The organism is Acetomicrobium flavidum, assembly GCF_900129645.1.
Lineage (GTDB): Bacteria > Synergistota > Synergistia > Synergistales > Acetomicrobiaceae > Acetomicrobium > Acetomicrobium flavidum.
In genome coordinates, this window is the sequence record NZ_FSQZ01000001.1 from 492,568 (window position 1) to 511,318 (window position 18,751).

Annotated in this window: 21 protein-coding genes; 8 read left to right on the forward strand and 13 right to left on the reverse strand. The window is 53.4% G+C overall.

Translation table 11 applies throughout. From position 1 onward, the window contains the following. Window positions 1-10 precede the first annotated feature (10 nt). The 7 genes from jag to BUQ78_RS02515 form a co-directional block, all read right to left on the reverse strand. A complete protein-coding gene (jag, locus tag BUQ78_RS02485) occupies window positions 11-676 on the reverse strand; it encodes an RNA-binding cell elongation regulator Jag/EloR (RefSeq protein ID WP_074199165.1) in 666 nt (221 codons plus the stop codon). A 22-nt stretch (window positions 677-698) separates the two neighbouring features. Next, the gene (locus BUQ78_RS02490; protein ID WP_014806487.1) at window positions 699-1,523 is read right to left on the reverse strand and encodes a YidC/Oxa1 family membrane protein insertase; all 825 of its coding nucleotides are present in this window, start codon (window positions 1,521-1,523) and stop codon (window positions 699-701) included. Then, on the reverse strand, window positions 1,523-1,795 hold the full coding sequence (gene yidD, locus BUQ78_RS02495) for a membrane protein insertion efficiency factor YidD (RefSeq protein ID WP_014806486.1): 273 nt from the start codon (window positions 1,793-1,795) through the stop codon (window positions 1,523-1,525). The genes BUQ78_RS02490 and yidD overlap by 1 nt, the downstream gene beginning before the upstream one ends. Next, entirely contained in the window at window positions 1,779-2,192 is a 414-nt protein-coding gene (gene rnpA, locus BUQ78_RS02500; RefSeq protein ID WP_041459741.1) for a ribonuclease P protein component, read from the reverse strand. Before rnpA ends, yidD begins: the two co-directional genes overlap by 17 nt. Window positions 2,193-2,197: 5 nt before the next feature. Then, entirely contained in the window at window positions 2,198-2,344 is a 147-nt protein-coding gene (rpmH, locus tag BUQ78_RS02505; RefSeq protein ID WP_404792223.1) for a 50S ribosomal protein L34, read from the reverse strand. Window positions 2,345-2,517: 173 nt separating this feature from the next. Continuing rightward, window positions 2,518-3,909: an ISLre2 family transposase gene (locus BUQ78_RS02510; protein WP_074200144.1), complete on the reverse strand. Its 1,392-nt coding sequence runs from the start codon at window positions 3,907-3,909 to the stop codon at window positions 2,518-2,520. A 133-nt stretch (window positions 3,910-4,042) separates the two neighbouring features. Further along, window positions 4,043-4,975 (reverse strand): DUF445 domain-containing protein, encoded by a 933-nt coding sequence (locus BUQ78_RS02515; protein WP_074199166.1) that lies wholly within the window; start codon window positions 4,973-4,975, stop codon window positions 4,043-4,045. Between the two features lie 105 nt (window positions 4,976-5,080). Between BUQ78_RS02515 and rpsT the strand changes: the two genes are divergently transcribed. Continuing rightward, window positions 5,081-5,383, forward strand: a complete 303-nt coding sequence (gene rpsT, locus BUQ78_RS02520) for a 30S ribosomal protein S20 (protein WP_074199167.1) — start codon at window positions 5,081-5,083, stop codon at window positions 5,381-5,383. On the opposite strand, the gene holA is transcribed toward rpsT, so the two are convergent. The 5 genes from holA to radA all read right to left on the reverse strand — a co-directional run bounded on the left by holA (window position 5,368) and on the right by radA (window position 12,288). Then, window positions 5,368-6,300 carry a DNA polymerase III subunit delta gene (gene holA / locus BUQ78_RS02525; RefSeq protein ID WP_074199168.1) on the reverse strand — a complete coding sequence of 311 codons (933 nt, stop codon included), beginning with the start codon at window positions 6,298-6,300 and terminating at the stop codon, window positions 5,368-5,370. The two genes, rpsT and holA, sit on opposite strands and share 16 nt — an antisense overlap. Further along, on the reverse strand, window positions 6,300-8,771 hold the full coding sequence (gene leuS, locus BUQ78_RS02530; protein ID WP_074199169.1) for a leucine--tRNA ligase: 2,472 nt from the start codon (window positions 8,769-8,771) through the stop codon (window positions 6,300-6,302). The genes holA and leuS overlap by 1 nt, the downstream gene beginning before the upstream one ends. A gap of 76 nt (window positions 8,772-8,847) precedes the next feature. Beyond that, window positions 8,848-9,648, reverse strand: coding sequence for a slipin family protein (locus tag BUQ78_RS02535; protein ID WP_014806479.1), 801 nt, complete (start codon window positions 9,646-9,648; stop codon window positions 8,848-8,850). A 1-nt stretch (window position 9,649) separates the two neighbouring features. After that, window positions 9,650-10,954, reverse strand: a complete 1,305-nt coding sequence (locus BUQ78_RS02540; protein WP_074199170.1) for an NfeD family protein — start codon at window positions 10,952-10,954, stop codon at window positions 9,650-9,652. Continuing rightward, entirely contained in the window at window positions 10,951-12,288 is a 1,338-nt protein-coding gene (radA, locus tag BUQ78_RS02545) for a DNA repair protein RadA (RefSeq protein WP_074199171.1), read from the reverse strand. Before radA ends, BUQ78_RS02540 begins: the two co-directional genes overlap by 4 nt. 184 nt (window positions 12,289-12,472) lie before the next feature. Between radA and BUQ78_RS02550 the strand changes: the two genes are divergently transcribed. From BUQ78_RS02550 to hisIE, 7 genes are read left to right on the forward strand one after another with little or no spacing between them, the layout of a single operon-like run. After that, window positions 12,473-13,669 carry an ATP phosphoribosyltransferase regulatory subunit gene (locus tag BUQ78_RS02550; protein ID WP_318259462.1) on the forward strand — a complete coding sequence of 399 codons (1,197 nt, stop codon included), beginning with the start codon at window positions 12,473-12,475 and terminating at the stop codon, window positions 13,667-13,669. 6 nt (window positions 13,670-13,675) lie between these two features. Then, complete coding sequence (hisG, locus tag BUQ78_RS02555; protein WP_074199173.1) at window positions 13,676-14,323, forward strand: ATP phosphoribosyltransferase; 648 nt, start codon at window positions 13,676-13,678, stop codon at window positions 14,321-14,323. Then, a complete protein-coding gene (locus BUQ78_RS02560; protein WP_074199174.1) occupies window positions 14,316-14,882 on the forward strand; it encodes an imidazoleglycerol-phosphate dehydratase in 567 nt (188 codons plus the stop codon). The genes hisG and BUQ78_RS02560 overlap by 8 nt, the downstream gene beginning before the upstream one ends. A gap of 5 nt (window positions 14,883-14,887) precedes the next feature. Beyond that, the gene (gene hisH, locus BUQ78_RS02565; RefSeq protein WP_318259641.1) at window positions 14,888-15,502 is read left to right on the forward strand and encodes an imidazole glycerol phosphate synthase subunit HisH; all 615 of its coding nucleotides are present in this window, start codon (window positions 14,888-14,890) and stop codon (window positions 15,500-15,502) included. Continuing rightward, window positions 15,499-16,212 carry a 1-(5-phosphoribosyl)-5-[(5-phosphoribosylamino)methylideneamino]imidazole-4-carboxamide isomerase gene (locus BUQ78_RS02570; RefSeq protein ID WP_074199176.1) on the forward strand — a complete coding sequence of 238 codons (714 nt, stop codon included), beginning with the start codon at window positions 15,499-15,501 and terminating at the stop codon, window positions 16,210-16,212. Before hisH ends, BUQ78_RS02570 begins: the two co-directional genes overlap by 4 nt. Next, the gene (gene hisF / locus BUQ78_RS02575; RefSeq protein ID WP_074199177.1) at window positions 16,205-16,966 is read left to right on the forward strand and encodes an imidazole glycerol phosphate synthase subunit HisF; all 762 of its coding nucleotides are present in this window, start codon (window positions 16,205-16,207) and stop codon (window positions 16,964-16,966) included. Before BUQ78_RS02570 ends, hisF begins: the two co-directional genes overlap by 8 nt. Continuing rightward, complete coding sequence (hisIE, locus tag BUQ78_RS02580) at window positions 16,963-17,607, forward strand: bifunctional phosphoribosyl-AMP cyclohydrolase/phosphoribosyl-ATP diphosphatase HisIE (protein ID WP_074199178.1); 645 nt, start codon at window positions 16,963-16,965, stop codon at window positions 17,605-17,607. Before hisF ends, hisIE begins: the two co-directional genes overlap by 4 nt. On the opposite strand, the gene BUQ78_RS02585 is transcribed toward hisIE, so the two are convergent. After that, the gene (locus tag BUQ78_RS02585; RefSeq protein ID WP_318259642.1) at window positions 17,602-18,687 is read right to left on the reverse strand and encodes a hypothetical protein; all 1,086 of its coding nucleotides are present in this window, start codon (window positions 18,685-18,687) and stop codon (window positions 17,602-17,604) included. The genes hisIE and BUQ78_RS02585 overlap by 6 nt on opposite strands. Between the last annotated feature and the right edge of the window lie 64 nt (window positions 18,688-18,751).

Sequence of the window (18,751 nt, forward strand, 5' to 3'; positions counted from 1 at the left end):
GGTTTCAATCTCACCGTGTACCGCCTTGATCTCCCTTGGCGCCCTCTTTGCCTTCCCTCGAAGGTTTCGGGCAAACTATCACTCGCCTGTGAGGATCCTGCCCCACCGAGCGAGTCTCGATGCCCTCCATTGACTGCAGCGTAGTGTGTACTACCTTACGCTCCCAGTTTGACATCGGCTGAAGCCCAACGGGCTTATTTCTGCTTATTGCCTTTCGGGCGGCAGATACGGCCATCCTCTTTATGCTCTCCTCGCGCCTGCTTCGATATCCGCCGCTGTCCAGGCGCACCCTAAAGGCACCTGCGGCGGATGAAGCAATCATCAGGTTGAGGAGGTGTTCCAATGCCCTAAGGGTCTCTCCGTACCTTCCAATGGCTATGCCGGCATCGTCGCCGCTTATGTCTATAGTATTGTCATCCTCAAACGACAAGGTCACATCTAAGCCCATCTTTTCCAGCAACTCCGCCAATACCCTCTGAGCCCTTAGGATCTCAATGGCACGGGCAGGCCTGGCCTCCACCTTAAGGCGTTTGCCCAAGATACCGAATAGCTTTTTTTCTTCCTCGACTAAATTGATCACCACATCGCTTGGGCTTATTCCCCACTCCTGCGCGGCAATTGCTCTCGCCTCCTCCAAAGAAGAGGCTTCAACGACAATAACTTCTTTCTCGCTCAAGGGATAATCGCCCTACCTTTCTCTATACATCCTTGGAAACTTCTTCCGATTCCGCCTTGGATTTCTCCGCCGATCGCGGCTTGTCCTTGTACAAGACGGGCTTTTGTGATATTTCAACGGAAGTCCTGCGCTGTACCCATACCTGTTGTACCACTCCGATCAGGGAAGAAACGCCCCAATAGAGCAACACGCCACCGGGAAGGCTCAGGCATATGAACATCATGAAGAGGGGCATGAACCACCCCATGAAGGCCATCTGTTCGCTTGCCGCCCCTGTTGTGGTGATCTTCTGCTGAAACCACGTAACAAAACCTATCAGGAGCCAAAGTATCAAGGTCCCTCCGTATAATCCGAAATTCAGAAGGCCAGCGGGGTTGGAGACTATACCGCTTATGACGGTCATGACGCCTGCCTTGGCGGTCGCAACGCCAAGAGCCTGGCTCATCAGCGAAAGAAGCGAGTGCTTCAGCGATATGCCGAGGAAAAACTCCTCCCCAAAGTCGTAGTTCATTATCACCTTGAAAAGAAGTATCAGGATGGGCAACTGCACAAGCAAGGGCAAGCAACCCGCCGCAGGATTCACCCCATATTCCCTGTAAAGCTTCATTACCTCTTGGTTCAACTTCTGCTTGTCATCCTTGTACTTCTCCTGCAAGGTTTTGAGGCGGGGCTGAATCTGCTGCATCTTCTTCATGCTCACAAGCTGTTTATGCGAGAGAGGATACAGCAGCACTCTGACCAGGATGGTCAAAAGTATGATAGCTACTCCGTATGAATGGCTGATGCCGTAAAAAAAGTTAAGCACTCCCAAAAGCAAATCGCTACCAGATTGCCACAAAGAACCCACTATATTTTCACCTGCCCTATCTTTCGATCTGTTCCGGGAACGGGATCATATCCTCCGGGATGCCACGGACCACATCGACATAACCTCTTTACGGTTAACCAACTACCGCGAATTACTCCCCACCGTTCCAGGGCCTCGATGGCATACTGCGAACAGGTTGGGTAAAACCTGCAGTTGCGCCCCAAAAGGGGAGAAACGAAAATCTGATACGCCCTGATAAAACCCACAAGCATCATCTTGGGCAATACGAGAGCCTTATTTGTCCTTTTCATCGTTTTTGTCCTCTTTAGCCCATGGCGTAAAATCGATGCCGGGCCAGTCGGCGACGAGCAAACCTTCACGACTACACAAGTTTGCCATATCTAGGTAGATTTCCTGCGCTCTCTGCGTCAAACCCGAAGGAGAAAGCAAAAAAACTATCCAGTATCCGCCCCTCAACCATGGCAGGAGGCGTCTTGCAGCTTCTTTCAGCAAACGCCTCCCCCTGTTTCGAGCCCATGATTTGCCTGTCCTTTTTCCGACTGCCACACCGATGCGCGATATATCGCAGGGAACCTCGACATACAACATCCTGACATAACGGCCATGGGCCATCTTTCCCTCGCGAAATACGCGATCAAACTCATCTCTTCGGCGCAACCTCGCCGACTTGGGATAGCCAAAACGCATCGTTGTTAAACTGCCAACCTCTGACGTCCTTTACGCCTCCTGTTGCGAAGAATGCGTCGTCCGCTCGGCGAACTTGTGCGGGCCAAAAATCCCATTTTGCGCTTACGAGGCTTGACATGCGGTTGAAAGGTCCTCTTAGGCACGGACAGCACCTCCAATCTCAACGTTCATAAATTAGTCGAACCTACACCAATAAAGGAGCCAGGATACTATATCACATGCGGCGTTCATGTAGCAATACTTTGTTTTCGAAAGACCGCGTCAAGTTTTTGTAGGATTTTTAGGAACCACTCCTCATGTATCTTAAAGGGCAACGTCTTTTAGTTCAGCTAAAATCAAACCCGCTATGGCATATGCCCTTTAAGGTCGTGTATAGGGGCGTTACCTTCCCGGTGCCGAGTACCGTTATGGAGCCTATCTCGCTTACAGTCGAACTAAAGATATCTTCTAGGTTTAATGTGAAGTTGTGTCTTTTGTCTGTCTTGTCGCCCTTTTGGTCATTTCCCCTTACGTGTTCCGCTTTCACTTTCCCACCGCTACAGATGTAAGCCCTCAAAGCAGACACATTCTTTAAACCCTTCCTGCTCCAGGCCATAGGCCTGGAACTTAACCTAGAAGAAAGCACGTGACTAATGTGACCCTCGGGGCTTGAGCTGCCGCAATCCTCTTCGTTTCGAATCGTTATAGACTGCCAGTTGTTGGTTATATACCTCCTGAAATCTGCGATCATCTTTCTTTCCCTCTCGCTTGAAGCGCATTTAAACATCTCGGAGGTTATTTTCTTAAAAAAGTTCGAGTCATTTGTATTTATGGCCCTGTATATATCACGTCTCTTTTCAGGCTGCCTTGCCGTGGATTCAAGGATCGCTTTATTTAGGTGAAATTTATCCAGCACCAGCTTTGACTCGGGCAGCCAGCTTATACCTTCCTTTATCCAATTTGCACCATCTCCATGGATGTATATGCCCTTTATGTCCTCCGGGTCGTAAAGCTCGTATATCCTATCTGCTACCTCAAGCCAAAACTCATCTGTGTCCTTTCCGTAACCGCTCATGTATATAGGGTTTATACATCTGTTTTTGGACCCCTCTTTAAAGGTGCCCTCGTATATGCAGACTAAAGGAAGATTCGTGCTTCTGCCGTTTTGCAGAGATGCGTGGTCCTCATCTGCATCTATATGTAATACCTCTACGCCTCTTTTTTTAGGGACCTCTACCTTCAAGGCCTCCAGGTTTAGGCTGTGTATCTTGTTTTTGACGGTCTGTTTGGATAACTCACCCTCAGTTACGTTCATCGAACTTTTGGCGTAAGATACCTGGCCTGCCGTCTCTACCAGCTTTACCGTTACTGTTTTGCTCAACCTTTGACGTTTATCCAACCTTAATGCTTCGTCCAGGGGGTATACATATTTTTTATGACTTTTGTCGAAGTAGTAGGTCCTCTTGAAAGATATATCACCAAAGATGGTATATAAGCTCCTTCTGTCCTCACGCCTTTCTACGACCAATCCTCTTTGCTTTCGAGACGTTTTGTCCTTTAATATGGCTTCGTCTACAAGCTCGAAGTAAGCCTTTACGATCTCCCGGATGAAGGCCTTCGTCATGCGAAAAAGCTCATCTTCTATTTCAGCCAGCGTCCTGACATTGGAACTGCAAAAAAACTTCAATATCTCGGAGATGAAGTTTGAGACAATTTGTAGTAAAATAACCTTGTTCAAGTTGGGACCCTCCTTTATGAGTTTTTGGTCACACAAAGATTCTACCAAAAGGAGCGGTCCCATTATTTTTTACCTCTGAAAATCTCCTACAAATATTTTACGCTATCTTTTCGAAAACGAAAGCCAAAGGCTTCTATATCACAAACCATATGCCCATGAACAAGCCTATGATAGCACCAACTATGCCACCCCACATCTCTATCCAGAAGAGGTACTTGTGGGCCAGCTTTTCAAGGTAAGCCTCCACATCTCCTTCCTCCACTTCGCCTAAAGACCTCTTCGCAAGCTCACCCAAATCGATCCTTTCCAATATCCGGCGAACGATCCTCTCGAAGGTCTCCCTAAAGACCTTTATGGCATCCCCCTCCTCCCAGGAGATCTTGGAAAGCATCAATGCCACCTGTCTTTGAAGCTCCCTTAAACCCTCCTCCCCCTGCAAGAAATGTATCCACCTGTCCTTCACCAGGGAAACTATCCATTTGGTCAGGTTTTCCACCTGAAACAGGCCCACCTTGGAGGCCAAAGACAGGACAAAATGCGACCGCTCGACGTCTATCAGCCTTTCTCTTACCATCTGCTCAAATCCCGGGCTGCTGAAAAAATCGGTGAGCGGCTTTTCCAGCACCCTCAAAAGTGCCCTTAAGTTATCCCTCCTCAGGTAAAGCCGCATTATCTCGCGCTGCAATACCGGGCTTACGGACTGAAAGAAGGCCTCGTCGCTTACGGCCTGCTTCAGGGCATCGGGGGTTAGCAGCCTGTTTCTGACCTCGTTTGCAAAGGTATCCAATATGCGATCCCTGTTTTTGGCTATGACGCCGCTTCCCGGTATGGGCACGCCTATTAGGGGTATGTATATGGGGCGAAAAAGCATCTTAACGGCCAATATGTTTGTAAATATGCCAACAGCCCCGGATACTCCAACAGCACTAAGCATTTCCCCCCAGGGACGTCCGGCTTTGGCGAATAAAAAACCGATGACCGAGATCACCACGAAGAACGCCGATGTCAAGTTCTTTATGAAATCCAATATCTTGGCTTCTCTTACGCTGTCATCCATCCGAGCCATATTCCAGCCCCCTAACCTTATAAATCCGGATGTTGCCTCAAAGCACAAAACCATGATAGAATGAGCAACGCGCGAATACTAGCGACAGGAGGTGAATCGCGAAAGATGCCCAATACGAAATCGGCAATCAAAAGGATACATGTCACCGAGAGAAACAGGATCTACAACCGCGCCTGGAAGACGAGGACAAAGACCATCGTCAAGAAGGTGGCCACAGCCGTAGAGCAGAATAACCTCGACATGGCGGTTCAACTTTTCAATGAGGCCCAATCCGTCATCGATAAAGCCGTAACCAAAGGCGTCATGCACAGGAACACCGCCGCACGCCGCAAAGCCATGCTCGCAAGATTGATCGCCGGCCTCAGGAAGTCGTCCGAGGCAGAGCCCACTTCTCAAGGAAGCAACTGATCGGAAAAAGGAGGTTGGGTCCGGATCATCTCTAACAGCACCATCTCCAGGCCCAACCAGCCCTTCCCCAGCCCCATCTTTTCGGCAGCCGAAGACAACCCGAGCGCCGCCACAGATCTCCAAAGCACATCCTTGCCGTAATGTTTCGTTGCCTCGCGTGCCATCTTGCCCTGGTAGAACTTTGCATTCAACGCATCAAGACATTGATCACCAAAGGAAGAAACAAGAGCTGCAAGCCTTAGCCTGTTATAAAGGGCGGAGATCACCGCAAGAAGCTCCATACGGTCCTCCAGTTGCCTTAAGGCGAGCATGACGGTTATCGCATCTTTTGTGCATACCCCATCAAGCAGGCGATACATTGCCCGGGCCCCTTCGTCCTTCGACAACTCCCTGACCAAATCGGCGGTAACAATCGCATTGCCGGAAAGAGAGAACTTTTCAATCTCTCCTTCCAATTCCTCGAAATCCCCCACCCATTCTTCAAGGAGCAGAGCTGCTTCCCTGGTCATCTTCAAGCCCTTGTTTGCAGCAAGCTCTTCGATGGCCCTGATGCGGTCCCTTTGACCTCGAGGAACGTCTTTGCCCTGAACTATATCCATCTTGCCCATGAGCTTTTTGGGAAAGGCGCTGCATTTGCCGCCGTAAACCAGCACGATCACGTTTGAAGCTTCCTTGCCCTCAATCCACTCTTCAAACTTTTCGGGAAAGGGCCCCAGTTCGTCAGCATCGTCGACGACGTAAAACAAACGTCCCCCAAAAAGACCACGGGTAGTGGCAGCGGCAAAAAGCTCCTCCCAGCCCACTGAGCCGTCGAGCCTGCCTGCCTGCTCGTAACCAAGGGACCGAAGCTCACCTAAGACATGGGCAATCACGCTCCGCCCTGACGAGGCAAGCTGTACCGCCACCAGGTGTGGCACTACCCCTTCACCACCAGGTTGACCAACTTGTCGGGAACCACTATTGTCTTTATCAGCCTTTGTCCTTCCAGCCTTCTTTGAACCCTGGGATCGTCAAGCACTCTTCTTTCTATCTCCTCCCGCGACAACCCTGCTGGGACGGTAAGCCTTTCGCGAACCTTTCCGTTTATCTGAACGACTAAGGTAATTTCGTCCTCGACCAAAGCTGTCGGATCGACATTAGGCCAAGGCTGCCTTACGACCATCTCCTTATGCCCGAGCCTTTCCCACAGCTCCTCGCATATGTGGGGCACAAAGGGAGAAAGACACACAATAAGCGTCTCGGCGGCCTCCCGCAACAAGGCCCAATCCGCCCCGTCCTTGGGCTCATAGGAATACATGTCGTTAAAAAGCTCCATGAACCTTGCGACTGCCGTATTAAACTGCCTTTCAACCTCTATATCTCTGGTAACCAGCTCTATCGTCCTGTGTATCCTTCGCTTGAGGTCTCGCTTGCGTGGCTCGCTTAAAGCATCCATGGCCACATGCTCAAGGGCGGCCTTATTCAATTGTTCCATGTTTTCTTCCATGTATCGCCAAAGCCTGGACAAAAACCTGTACACGCCCTCAACGCCCTGGTCCGACCACTCCAGGTCCTTGTCGGGAGGCGAGGCAAAAAGTATGAAAAGCCTTGCCGTATCGGCTCCATAGCGCTTGATGATATCATCTGGGTCTACCACGTTTCCCTTGGACTTGGACATCTTCGCTCCGTCCTTGATCACCATGCCCTGGGTAAGAAGATTTTGAAAGGGCTCCCTGAAGCGGATCAAGCCCATATCGGCCAGGACCTTGGTGAAGAAGCGCGAATATATGAGGTGAAGGCAGGCATGCTCTATGCCTCCGATGTACTGATCGACAGGCGTCCAATAATGCACCTCGTCGTCGAAGGGCTTATCGTCGCACCACGGAGAACAGAAGCGCAGGAAGTACCACGACGAACATACGAAGGTATCAAGCGTGTCCGTCTCCCTCTTGGCAGGCCCGCCGCAGTTGGGGCAAGTGGTGTTGACCCACTCCTCAAGCTCAGGCAGAGGGCTGTGACCATCCTTGGGCATCTGAACGTTTGTCGGAAGAAGGACGGGCAAGTCCTTTTCAGGCACGGGGACCACTCCACAGCGATCGCAGTAAACGACCGGGATGGGCGTTCCCCAGTACCGCTGACGGGAAATAAGCCAATCGCGAAGCCTGTACTGCACCTCCCTTTTGCCGAACCCCTCATTTTCGGCCCATTCGGCCATGGCCTTCAAGGCCTCGCCTGTGGGCAAGCCGTCGAACTGCCCGGAATTGCACGCAATTCCCTCTTCTTCAAAGGCGTGCGCCAGCTCGGCCAACTCGCTGCCTTCCGGCCTTACGACGGGTATTATGGGAATGCCGTATTTCTGTGCAAACTCAAAGTCCCTCTGGTCATGGGCAGGAACGCCCATGACGGCGCCGGTCCCGTACTCCATGAGGACGTAGTTGGCTATCCATATGGGAACTGCCTTGCCGTTGGCAGGGTTTACCGCATAAAATCCCGTAAAGATGCCTTCCTTTTCGGTCTCGGCTATGCGGATGGTAGCATTGGCCTTAATGATCTTTTCGGCGAAGGACCTTATCCTTTGCCCATCGGAGCTTGAGTCGATGATCTTTGAGACCAAGGGATGCTCCGGAGAAAGGGCTATGTAGGTAACGCCGAAGATGGTGTCTATCCTCGTCGTAAAGGTCTCCAAAGTCTCTCCTAAGCTTGGAACGTCGAACTTTAACCGTACGCCTTCGGAACGGCCTATCCAGTTTCTCTGCATTATCTTGACCTTCTCCGGCCACCCGGGAAGGTCGTCTAAGCTGTCAAGCAGCTCTTGGGCGTACTTCGTTATCGTGAAAAACCATTGTTTTAGCTTTTTCTTGGTTACCTCGCTGCCGCACCTCCAGCAGTGACCACCCTCGATGACCTGCTCATTGGCAAGCACCGTCTTGCAGCCCGGACACCAGTTGATGGGAGCTTCCGCCCTGTAGGCGAGGCCTCTCTCGAAAAACTTGAGGAAAAACCACTGGTTCCAGCGATAATAGCTGGGATGGCAAGTGGCTATGCGCCTTCTCCAGTCATAGCTGCACCCCATGCTTTTAAGCTGCTCCGTCATCTTCTCGATATTCTTCCATGTCCATTCGTAGGGATGAACACCGTATTTTATGGCAGCATTTTCGGCAGGAAGGCCGAAGGCGTCAAATCCCATGGGGTGAAGCACGTTATATCCGCGCATCGACAAAAACCTTGCCATCAGATCTCCTATGGAGTAGTTTCTCAAGTGGCCCATGTGCAGCGTGCCGCTGGGATAGGGAAACATCTCCAGACAGTAAAATTTCTGTTTTCCTTCATCGGGGCTTACGTTAAAGGTCCCCTCTTTTTCCCATCTCTCTTGCCATTTTGCCTCGATGGCAGCAAAATCGTAGGGCATTCATCCGACCTCCTCTAGCGTGAAACTTGAGCCCAATTATACATCAAGTCCCAAAGTCCAAGGAAATAGGCCCGCTTTATTGATCGCCATTTCCCGAATTGCCCTTGCCGGCAGCGGGTAAAAAGGCCTTCAGCAGCTCCACCGGGAAGGGAACTATTATAGTCGCGTTCTTTTCGCTGGACATCTCCTTCAATGTCTGAAGGTAACGCAGCTGCAGCGTGACGGGAGAGACCTCCATGAGCTTTGCCGCTGCCGATAGCCTCTCTGCGGCCTGGTATTCGCCCTCGGCGTTAATGATCTTGGCCCTACGTTCACGTTCCGCCTCGGCCTGCCTGGCCAGGGCACGCTTCATGTTCTCGGGCAGCTCGAGTTCCTTGACTTCGACGGCCGAGACCTTGATTCCCCAGGGATCGGTTCGTTCGTCTATTATCTTTTGAAGCTCTACGTTGATCCTCTCCCGCTCGGACAGCACCTCGTCCAGCTCGCAACGGCCGACGACCGACCTTAAAGTCGTCTGAGAAAGCAGGCTCGTGGCCATTATGTGGTTTTCCACTGCCACGACGGACTTAATGGGATCTATGACCCTGAAGTAAACGACTGCATTCACCTTTATCGGGACGTTGTCCTTGGTCAATACCTCCTGCACGGGCACGTCCATGGTCAAAACCCGCAGGTCAACTTTGATCAGCCTATCGATTATGGGTATGATAACCACGATGCCCGGACCCTTGGGCTCCGTAACCCTTCCGAGCCTAAAGACAACCCCGCGCTGATATTCCGGTATTACCTTGATCGCCGAAGTCAGTATCAATACGATTATGATTATTGCGCCCAAATAGCCTCCCAAGCCTAATACCCCCTCCAATGCCTCGAACATATTAATTCCCCCTCTTGTCGTCTCTTTTTACTACAAGGACGAAGCCGTCCACCGACTCAACCACCACCGGTTCGTCTCTGCCTATGAAGCTGCCGTCAAGGGACCTTGCCTTCCAGTATTCCCCATGACAAAAGACCGTTCCCTCGGGGTTTAAGTCCTGGACAACCTTGCCTGACATGCCGACCATCTCCTCGCGTCCCGAGGTGACTTTGCGCTTCATGGCCCTCAAAACGGCCCAGGCGGCCACGACAAAGAAGGCGGACAACGCCACTATGGCACCTATCAAAAAAGTGAACGAAAACCTCAAGAGCTCACCCCCAGGTGCTCTGTATATTATGAGGCTGCCAACGACGAGGGCCGCGGCCCCGAAGGCCGTGAGTATCCCTATGCCCCCTACCAGGAGATCGACGATCATGACGACTATGCCCGCGACCAGGAGAATCACACCGGCCCAATTAAAGGGCAACATCCTCAAACCGTAAGCCCCAAGCAGTACCATGATCGCCCCGGCCGTGCCCATGACAAAGCCTCCCGGCGAAAGCACCTCGAAGATTATCGCATATATGCCCAGGACCAAAAGCAGGTAAGCTATGTCGGGGCGCGAGACGAACTCAAGTATTTTAAGGCGCGTTGGCATCTCCTCGTAAACTACCCTGCAGCCCGATAAATTCAATGTCACTTCACCGCCATCCAGCTTCACGGCGCGTCCGTCTAAGGCAGCAAGGAGGCTCTTTTCGTCGGCCGCCATGAAGTCGATGACCTGTTCCTTTAGCGCCTCCTCGGCCGTCAACGAAAGGCTTTCGGTGACCATCTTTTCTGCGACCTTGGCATTTCTCTTCCTGATGGAGGAAAGCGAGCGCATCTGTGCCGCCAAATCGCTTGCGACCTTTTTCTGCATGATCTCATCTCCGCCTTCGCCCGAGGCAAGCACGGGATGCGCTGCTCCTATGCGTGTGCCCGGAGCCATGGCTGCCACATGGGCAGATACGACGAGAAAGGCCCCCGCCGAAGCAGCCCTGGCACCGCTAGGGGAAACCCACATGACAACGGGAACCTTGGATTCGATTATCTGCCTCGTAATCTCCGTCATCGACGTCACAAGTCCGCCTGGGGTATCGAGCCTAAAGACCACCACGCTTGCCTCGCCGGGGGCTCGTTTCAAGATGTCAGTGACGTAATTTTCCATGACGGTCCCCACCGTACCGTCAAGGGGCACGACAAGCACGACGGGGTTATCTTGAGCAGCCGCGGCAGGCAAAGCAAAGATTGCCAACAGCATAACGGACAAGCACATGAGGCGCTTCATGAGAGCATCATCCTTACCGCCTCTTTCAGGCTTTCTACGCCTATTTGTTTTATATTACAGCTCTTTTCTCCCTTTTCATACCGGCTCATGACGATCTTTTTAAAGCCCATCCTCTCGGCTTCCCTGATCCTTAAGGCAGCTCGCGCCACGGGCCTAACTTCTCCCGACAACCCCACCTCTCCTAAAAAGCACACATCGCGGGGTATGGGCTTGTCAGTTATCGTCGAGGCAATGGCCATGCAGATCGCAAGGTCCACCCCAGGGTCCTTTGTGCTTATTCCCCCTACGATGTTCACGTAGACGTCGAAATTCCTGGCGCTCAAATTAGCCCTCCTCTCCAAGACCGCCAGAAGAAGGTGAAGCTTGTTTAAGTCCACCCCGCGTGCCGTACGCTTTGGGTACATGAAGGGAGTTGCGCACGCCAATGCCTGAAACTCGCTCACAAGAGGTCTGGTGCCCTCAAGCATCACTCCCATGGCCACGCCGGGCTCGGACAAGGCCATCTCGTTCCAAAAGACCTTGCTCGGATCAAATACGGCTGCCAGCCCTCGTTCGGTCATCTCAAATATCCCTATCTCGTCACAGCCGGCGAACCTGTTCTTCTCGGACCGCAGCACCCTGAAGCGCGACGTTTTGTCGCCCCCAAAAAAGAGCACCACGTCTACCATATGCTCCAATAACTTTGGCCCTGCTATCTGGCCGCTTTTCGTTATATGGCTCACAAGTACCGTCGGCAACCCTAGGGCCTTGGCAAGCTCTATGCACTTTTGGGCTACGACCCTGACCTGCAAGGGGCTTCCGGGCCAACCGCCTTCGTCCCTGTCCCTCATGGTCTGCACGCTGTCTAAAAACAAAAATTCCACGTCTCCGGCAGCCTGCAGCGCTTCGTCTATGTCGTCAGTGCAGAGCAAAAATAAATTTCCGTCCCTGGCGTTGAGCCTTTTTGCCCTCATCGCCACCTGGGATGGAGACTCCTCGCCCGAGACGTAAAGCACCTTTTTGCCGCCCTCGGCCATAGAGATAGCGCTTTGAAGAAGCAGCGTGGATTTGCCAACGCCCGGCTCTCCGCCGAGCAGCACCACGCCTCCTTCCACCCATCCTCCGCCAAGCACCCTGTCCAGCTCGTCTATCCCCGTGGGGAAACGCCTGATCTCACCGACTTCGCTTAACGTTATTTTCTTGGCGTAGGATTCCCTGGGACGCCCAGGCAGGTCCTCTTCCTTTTCCTCAAAGAGCGTCCCCCACCCTCCACAGGTCTGACACCTTCCGCTCCAGGTCAGGCTTATGGCACCGCACTCGGCACACCTGTATCTTTTTATCTTAGCCTTTGACATGAATTTTCCCGTCCTTTCCGGCAATTTAAATCATAGCAAAAGCCATCGTCAAAGTCGATTTCCCGGAAGCCTTTACAGAAGGGCGAGGCCATGATATCATAGCCGACAGGCAACTTCTCTTTTGAATATCATATTAGCATGATAAATAATAGTCAGGAAATTTCACATGAGGGCAGGGATCACGATGAAACTGACACCGCGAGGATGCAGAAACGTGGGAGGCAATGTTGCCTCGGCAATGGAGGAGCTGAGAAAGGAGTTCATGGATACCTTCGTCCCCTACGGCTACAAGCCCTTTTGGCCTACGGGACTGCAACGGCTGGACGCCGTAACCGATAAACTGAGCCCCAATCTTCAAGGCAGGCTCATAGTCGCCAACTCCTTCTATGGAGAGCCGTGCGCTCTCAGGGCTGACGTGACTTTGGGCGTTGCAGATTACTGCGCTTCCCACTTTGAACCCCACGAAAGGCCGCACAGGCTGTGCTACACGGAGCGGGTATACCGAAGGCCCAATTCTCCGGAACACAACATGGAAAGGCTGCAGCTTGGAGCAGAGCTCATCGGATGGGAGGGAGAGGGGGCTGACGTCGAGCTCATAGGGTTGCTTTTGGCTTACCTAAACAAGCTCAACTGTCCCAAGATCAGCATAGCGCTGGGGGACGTATCCTTAATACAGCTGGCACTGGGCAAATTGCCCAAGGGTTACTCAAGTGCATTGCTCAACTGCCTGGAGACCGGAAGGATGGACGAATACGCAAGGACCGTCCAAGACCTGCCACATTCGGATATGCGTGAATTTTTCGAGGAGCTTCCATGGCTTAAGGGCAACTTCGAGGTCCTATACAGGGCAGCGTCTCTTCTCGGGGAAACAGGAGAGGCGCTAAAACCGCTGAAATCCATATATTCCGAACTGACGAAGATGGGATACGGCGACTTCATAGTGATAGACCTATCGCTTGTGAGGGAGCTTGACTACTACAGCGGCCCCATATTTGACGCCTACTTCGAGGACAGCGGCGTCGTCTTGGGGGGAGGAGGAAGGTACGATACCCTCCTTGAGCGCCACGGAATGATGGGGCAGGCCGTGGGATTTGCCCTTGACCTGGAAAAGCTTGCCCTGAACATGAACAAAAAGACCACGCAAGCTCAGAAAATCCTTCTTTGGGCCCACGGAAATACTCCTTCGTCCGTCATGGCCTGCGCCGACAATCTGATTTCACTTGGATATTGCGTCGAGATCCTGTGGCGGGAAAGGGAGTGCGAACCTGCAGAGCTTGCCAGGATAAAGGGATGCGACCTGCTTTTGGACCTGAGCAAAAAAAGCATCACGGACCTGCATTCCGGCGACGAGGCATTCCTTGATGAATTCCTTGGGAGGTGAAGGGTCGTGATAAAGATAGCCATACCTACGGGCAGAGGTCAAAGGGACGCCATAAAGGCCTTAAAGTTTGCGGGGGTTCCTACCGAAAAGTTGGAAAGGGCCTCCAGGGAGCTTTCCGTGGAAGAGGGAAATTTCATGTTCTTTCTGGCCAAGCCCATGGACGTGCCGCTCTACGTCTACTACGGCACGACCGATCTTGCCCTGGCCGGAAGCGACGTGCTCATGGAAGCCTCAGCGAACCTCCTTGAACTTGCAGATACAAACTTGGGCCGGTGCAGGCTGGTCGTGGCAGGACCCAGAAGCCTGAAACCCAGGTTTGACGGACACGAAAAGGAGCTAATGTGGCTTCGCGTTGCCACCAAGTATCCCAACATAGCCGACAGGCATTTTGCCTCCAAAGGGGTGCGCGTCGAGATAGTAAAGCTTCACGGTGCCGTGGAGCTTGCTCCGCGGCTCAACATTGCAGACTGCATCCTTGACATAACCCAGACGGGAACCACCCTTGAGGCCAACGAGCTCACAGTCCTGGAAGAAGTATCGCCCGTATCGCTTAAACTGGTCTCAAGGAGGCACGGAAGCGCCTCCTACTGGAAGGAATGTTTAAGGATAACGGAAGGCATAAAAAGCAACTGCAGGGGGACTCAAGATGTATGAAGCTTTTAGAAAGACCAACGAGACGAACGTAAACGTTGCGCTCTACCCCGACGGACAGGAAATAGTCATCGATGTGCCCGTCGCTTTCCTGGGCCACATGCTTGAGCTTTTTTTCTTCAACGCCGGCCTGGGGGCCCGCCTCAAGGCCTCCGGCGACACCTGCGTCGATTACCACCACACGACAGAGGACGTCGCCATAGTATTGGGCAGGGCCTTAAAGGAGATGTGGATGAGTCAGCCCAGGGAAAGATACGGCTGGGCTGTACTTCCCATGGACGGAACGCTTGTGATGGTCGCCTTAGATTTAAGCGGAAGGGGAACCTTCGTATGGGAGGCATCTTTTCCGTCGCCCAAGTGCGGAGATTTCGACATGGAGCTGGTGCCCGAGTTTTGGCAGGCCTTGAGTCGTGAGGCCGCCCTGACGCTTCATATTCGCGCTTTAAGCGTCGACAACTCCCACCACCTGGCCGAAGCCGCCTTTAAGGCCACGGGAAGGGCCTTAAGGGCGGCTTTAAAGCCGGGCAGCGGCATTGCAAGCACCAAGGGGGTATTGGCTTGATAAAGGTGGTAAATTACGGAGCGGGAAACATGGGAAACGTGCTTAGGGCACTCAAGGCATTGGGGCTTTCCGCCGAAACGGCAAAAACACCGCAGGGCAACCCTGACCCCAAAGACATCCTGATCCTTCCCGGGGTAGGTGCCTTTCCGGCGGCTTACGCCAACCTAAAGTCGTCCGGGTGGATAAACTACATCGAAAGACATCACGGCGAAGGCGGGCCCATCTTGGGAATCTGCCTGGGCATGCAGCTGCTGTGCGAGGCAAGCTTCGAGGACGGCTACACCAGGGGGCTCGGGCTTATTCCCGGAGAGATCGTTCCCCTTGACATCAGGCCCAAACCTCACACGGGCTGGAACGAGCTTTGCTGGCTAAAAAAGGAGGACGGCTTCGACGTCAGCCCATTTGAGGGCCCTGACATGTACTTCGTCCACGGCTACTGCCTGCTTGATTCTCCTGCCGCCATGGCCACGACGATCGTCCAGGAGGTTACCTTTATCTCGGCGGTAAAGCTCGGAAACGTCATGGGATTTCAGTTCCATCCCGAACGAAGCGGCCGCCCGGGCCTAAGGCTGCTTCAGGCATCAATTTCGTACCTTCAGGGCAGGTGCGATCGAGCATGAAAATTTATCCCGCCATAGACATATACGGTGGTAAGGTCGTAAGGCTTTACCAGGGTGACTTCGATAAATCCGAGACCTTCGGGGATGATCCCCTTGAAGTGGCAAGGATGCTGCGCAAGGCAGGGGCGTGCTGCGTTCATGTCGTGGACCTGGACGGGGCACGTACGGGCAGGCCTGTCAACATAGAGGTCATAGCGAAATTGAAGCAGATATTCGAATGCGTGCACTACGGTGGAGGCCTTAGAACTGTTGCCGACATAAAGACGGCCCTGGACAAGGGGGCCGACAGGGTCACCGCGGCAAGCATCGTATGGCAAGACGACGCAAAGGATAAGTTGGCCGTCTTTAAAGCAAGGATCATACCTGCTTTGGACGTAAAGCGGGGCACGGTGGCGCTGTCGGGCTGGCAAAGGACGGTTCCGTTAAGCTTTCGCGAGGCCATGCTTCACCTAAGGGAGATGGGATACGACACCGTCTTGGTCACCTCCGTCGAAAGGGACGGCACCAAACGCGGACCCGACATAAAGCTCTACGAAAAGCTCTCAGGAATAGCCCCGGAGGTCAACATCATCGCCGCAGGGGGCATAAGCTCGCTTGAAGACGTAAAGGCCCTTGCCGATATGGGCATTTTCGGAGCCGTCATAGGAAGGGCCCTTTACGACGGAAGCATAGATCCCAAAGGGTTGTTTGAGGAGGCGGCAAATGCTTAAAAAAAGGGTCATACCTTGTCTGGACGTCAAGGGCGGATCGGTCGTCAAGGGCGTCCAATTTGAAAATCTGAAATACCTGGGCGACCCCGCGGAGGCAGCCGAAATGTACATGAACGGGGGAGCCGACGAACTGGTCTTTCTTGACATATCCGCGTCAGAAGAGGGCCGACGCACCAGGAAGGAATGGGTGCACGCCGTGGCGGACAAGCTTTTTGTGCCCTTCACGGTGGGCGGGGGCATAGGCTCGCCCGAAGAAGCCAGGGACATAGTCGCCCTGGGTGCCGACAAGATATCGATAAACACGAAGGCCATATCAGACCCCGATCTCATAAAGAGATGCGCCCTTTTGCTCGGGAGTCAGGCCGTAGTGCTTGCCATAGACGCCAAGGCGACGAAAGACGGCAAATGGGAGGTCTACGCCAAAGGCGGTACCGTCCCTACGGGCAAAGACGCGGTTGAATGGGCAAGACAGGGCTGCAGCCTCGGGGCAGGCGAGATACTTTTAACATCCATAGACCGCGACGGAACCGACTTAGGTTACGACCTGAACCTAATCGAGGCAATAAGGCAGGCCGTAGACGTGCCCATAATAGCCTCCGGAGGGGCAGGCAGTCTGCATCATTTTGCCGAGGCAATAAGGGCAGGAGCCGACGCCGTATTGGCGGCATCGGTCTTTCACTTCGGCATCTACAGCATATCCCAGGTGAAGGAAGCCATCGAAAAAGAGGGCTTTCCCGTACGAAAGGTCTGGTGAAAAAATTGCAGGAACAGACGAATGACATGAGCGCAGTAACCTTTGACGAACGCGGGCTGGTTCCCGTGGTGGTGCAGGACTATACGACCGGCGAGGTTTTAATGCTTGCCTACGCCAACGAGGAGGCCTTGCGGCTCACGCAGGAAAGCGGCGAGCTTTACCTTTTCAGCCGCTCGAGGAAAAGGCTCTGGCACAAGGGAGAAACGAGCGGCAACGTCATGAAGGTGCGCAGGCTGACCCTTGACTGCGACGGAGATGCAGTTTTGGCACTGGTATGCCCAGAGGGGCCTGCCTGCCATACGGGACACAGGAGCTGCTTTTTCGAGGATATCATGAAAGGCCCCGATGGGGACGCCACATTTCCGGGTAAGCTTTGGCAGTACCTGCTAAGGCGCAAAGGGGCAGATCCCAAGGAAAGCTACACCGCTAAGCTCATAAGCCAGGGACTTCCCCGCGTGGCCCAAAAGGTGGGCGAAGAGGGGGTCGAGCTTGCTATCGCCCTGACCTTGAACGACAAGGGCCAAATCATATACGAGGCCTCAGACCTCGTCTATCATGTCCTCGTAAGCCTGATCGCCGCAGGAGTATCTATAGACGACGTGCGGTGCGAGCTGGCGTCGCGACACGGCGAAAAACTATAGCCTGGCCTCCAGCTCGCTGTCGGGGTTCAAGCGAAACTCACACAAGGGGACGAAGTTGCCGTTTATCAACTTTAAGACCGCAACCTTGCGCCCCTTTGTCCTGTGCGTCACGGGGTCGGGAAGCAAGGTTTGAGAGCCAAGCGAAAAGGAAGCGGCTTTTTCCATGCCCGCCCTCAATTCCGATACTTTGTCAACAAGCTTTAGGGCATTCCCGAGCCATGAGGCCACGGCGAATGCCCTGGCGGCCATGCCGGGGCATTCGGGCCTTACCCTTACGGCATCAAACACCTCAAGCGTTACGTCTCGAAGAAGGGGATCATTGTCCACCGCCCAGCCTTGGTCTGCCACCAATATCCCTTCAAGCGAAGGAGATATGGCCCAGAGAGGAAGGGATGAAAGAAGCGTAAGGCCTAAATTTTTGCACTTCACCCATAGGTACTGCGTATCCGATGCGTTTAAAAAGCTCGCTATGCCATCCACCCCTCCGGCACGAATCTCCCTGAAGGCCGCATCCAGGGAGATTCCGGCCTGCACCCAAAAAGGCGCAATGTCACCGGGCAGTTCATATATGAAGCCGTTTACCGCAGGTCTCATGTAGATATCAAGCGGATCGGCCAAAGGGGCAAACCGCTCACCCTTTCGGTAGGCCTTCACGTACCTTCCCAAAGCTGACCCCACACATCCCCTGGGAAGGTCCAGGGCAAAGGCATAAGGAAGCACGCCCTTGCCCTCACGCAACCCGAGGTCCTCGCCAAAGCCCGAGACCACTACGGGCCCCTGTCTGCCATAGGCTTTAACGACATCGTTGCCGCGCCTTCCCTCAAGAAAGCTGATCACGGCAACGCAATTCTTGTCGAATTCCCGCATGAACTCGAACTCATATCCACCTATCCCGGCCCTAGTCCCGGCAGTTTTCTCCCTGTATGCCACAAGGCCGCTCCAGACGGACCTGCCCTCCGGCGTGTCCCACCCTCCTTCAGGCGGAAGGACATACACAGGCAGTGCCCATCCCTCCTTTACGGGATCGTAACCTGTGGCTTGCGAAGGCACCACAAGCAAAAGGACGCAAAGGACCGCCACTTCCAAGGCGCATTTTAAAAACCCTCCGGAACGCAAGGCAAAGGTCAGCCGTCAGCCCCCCTAA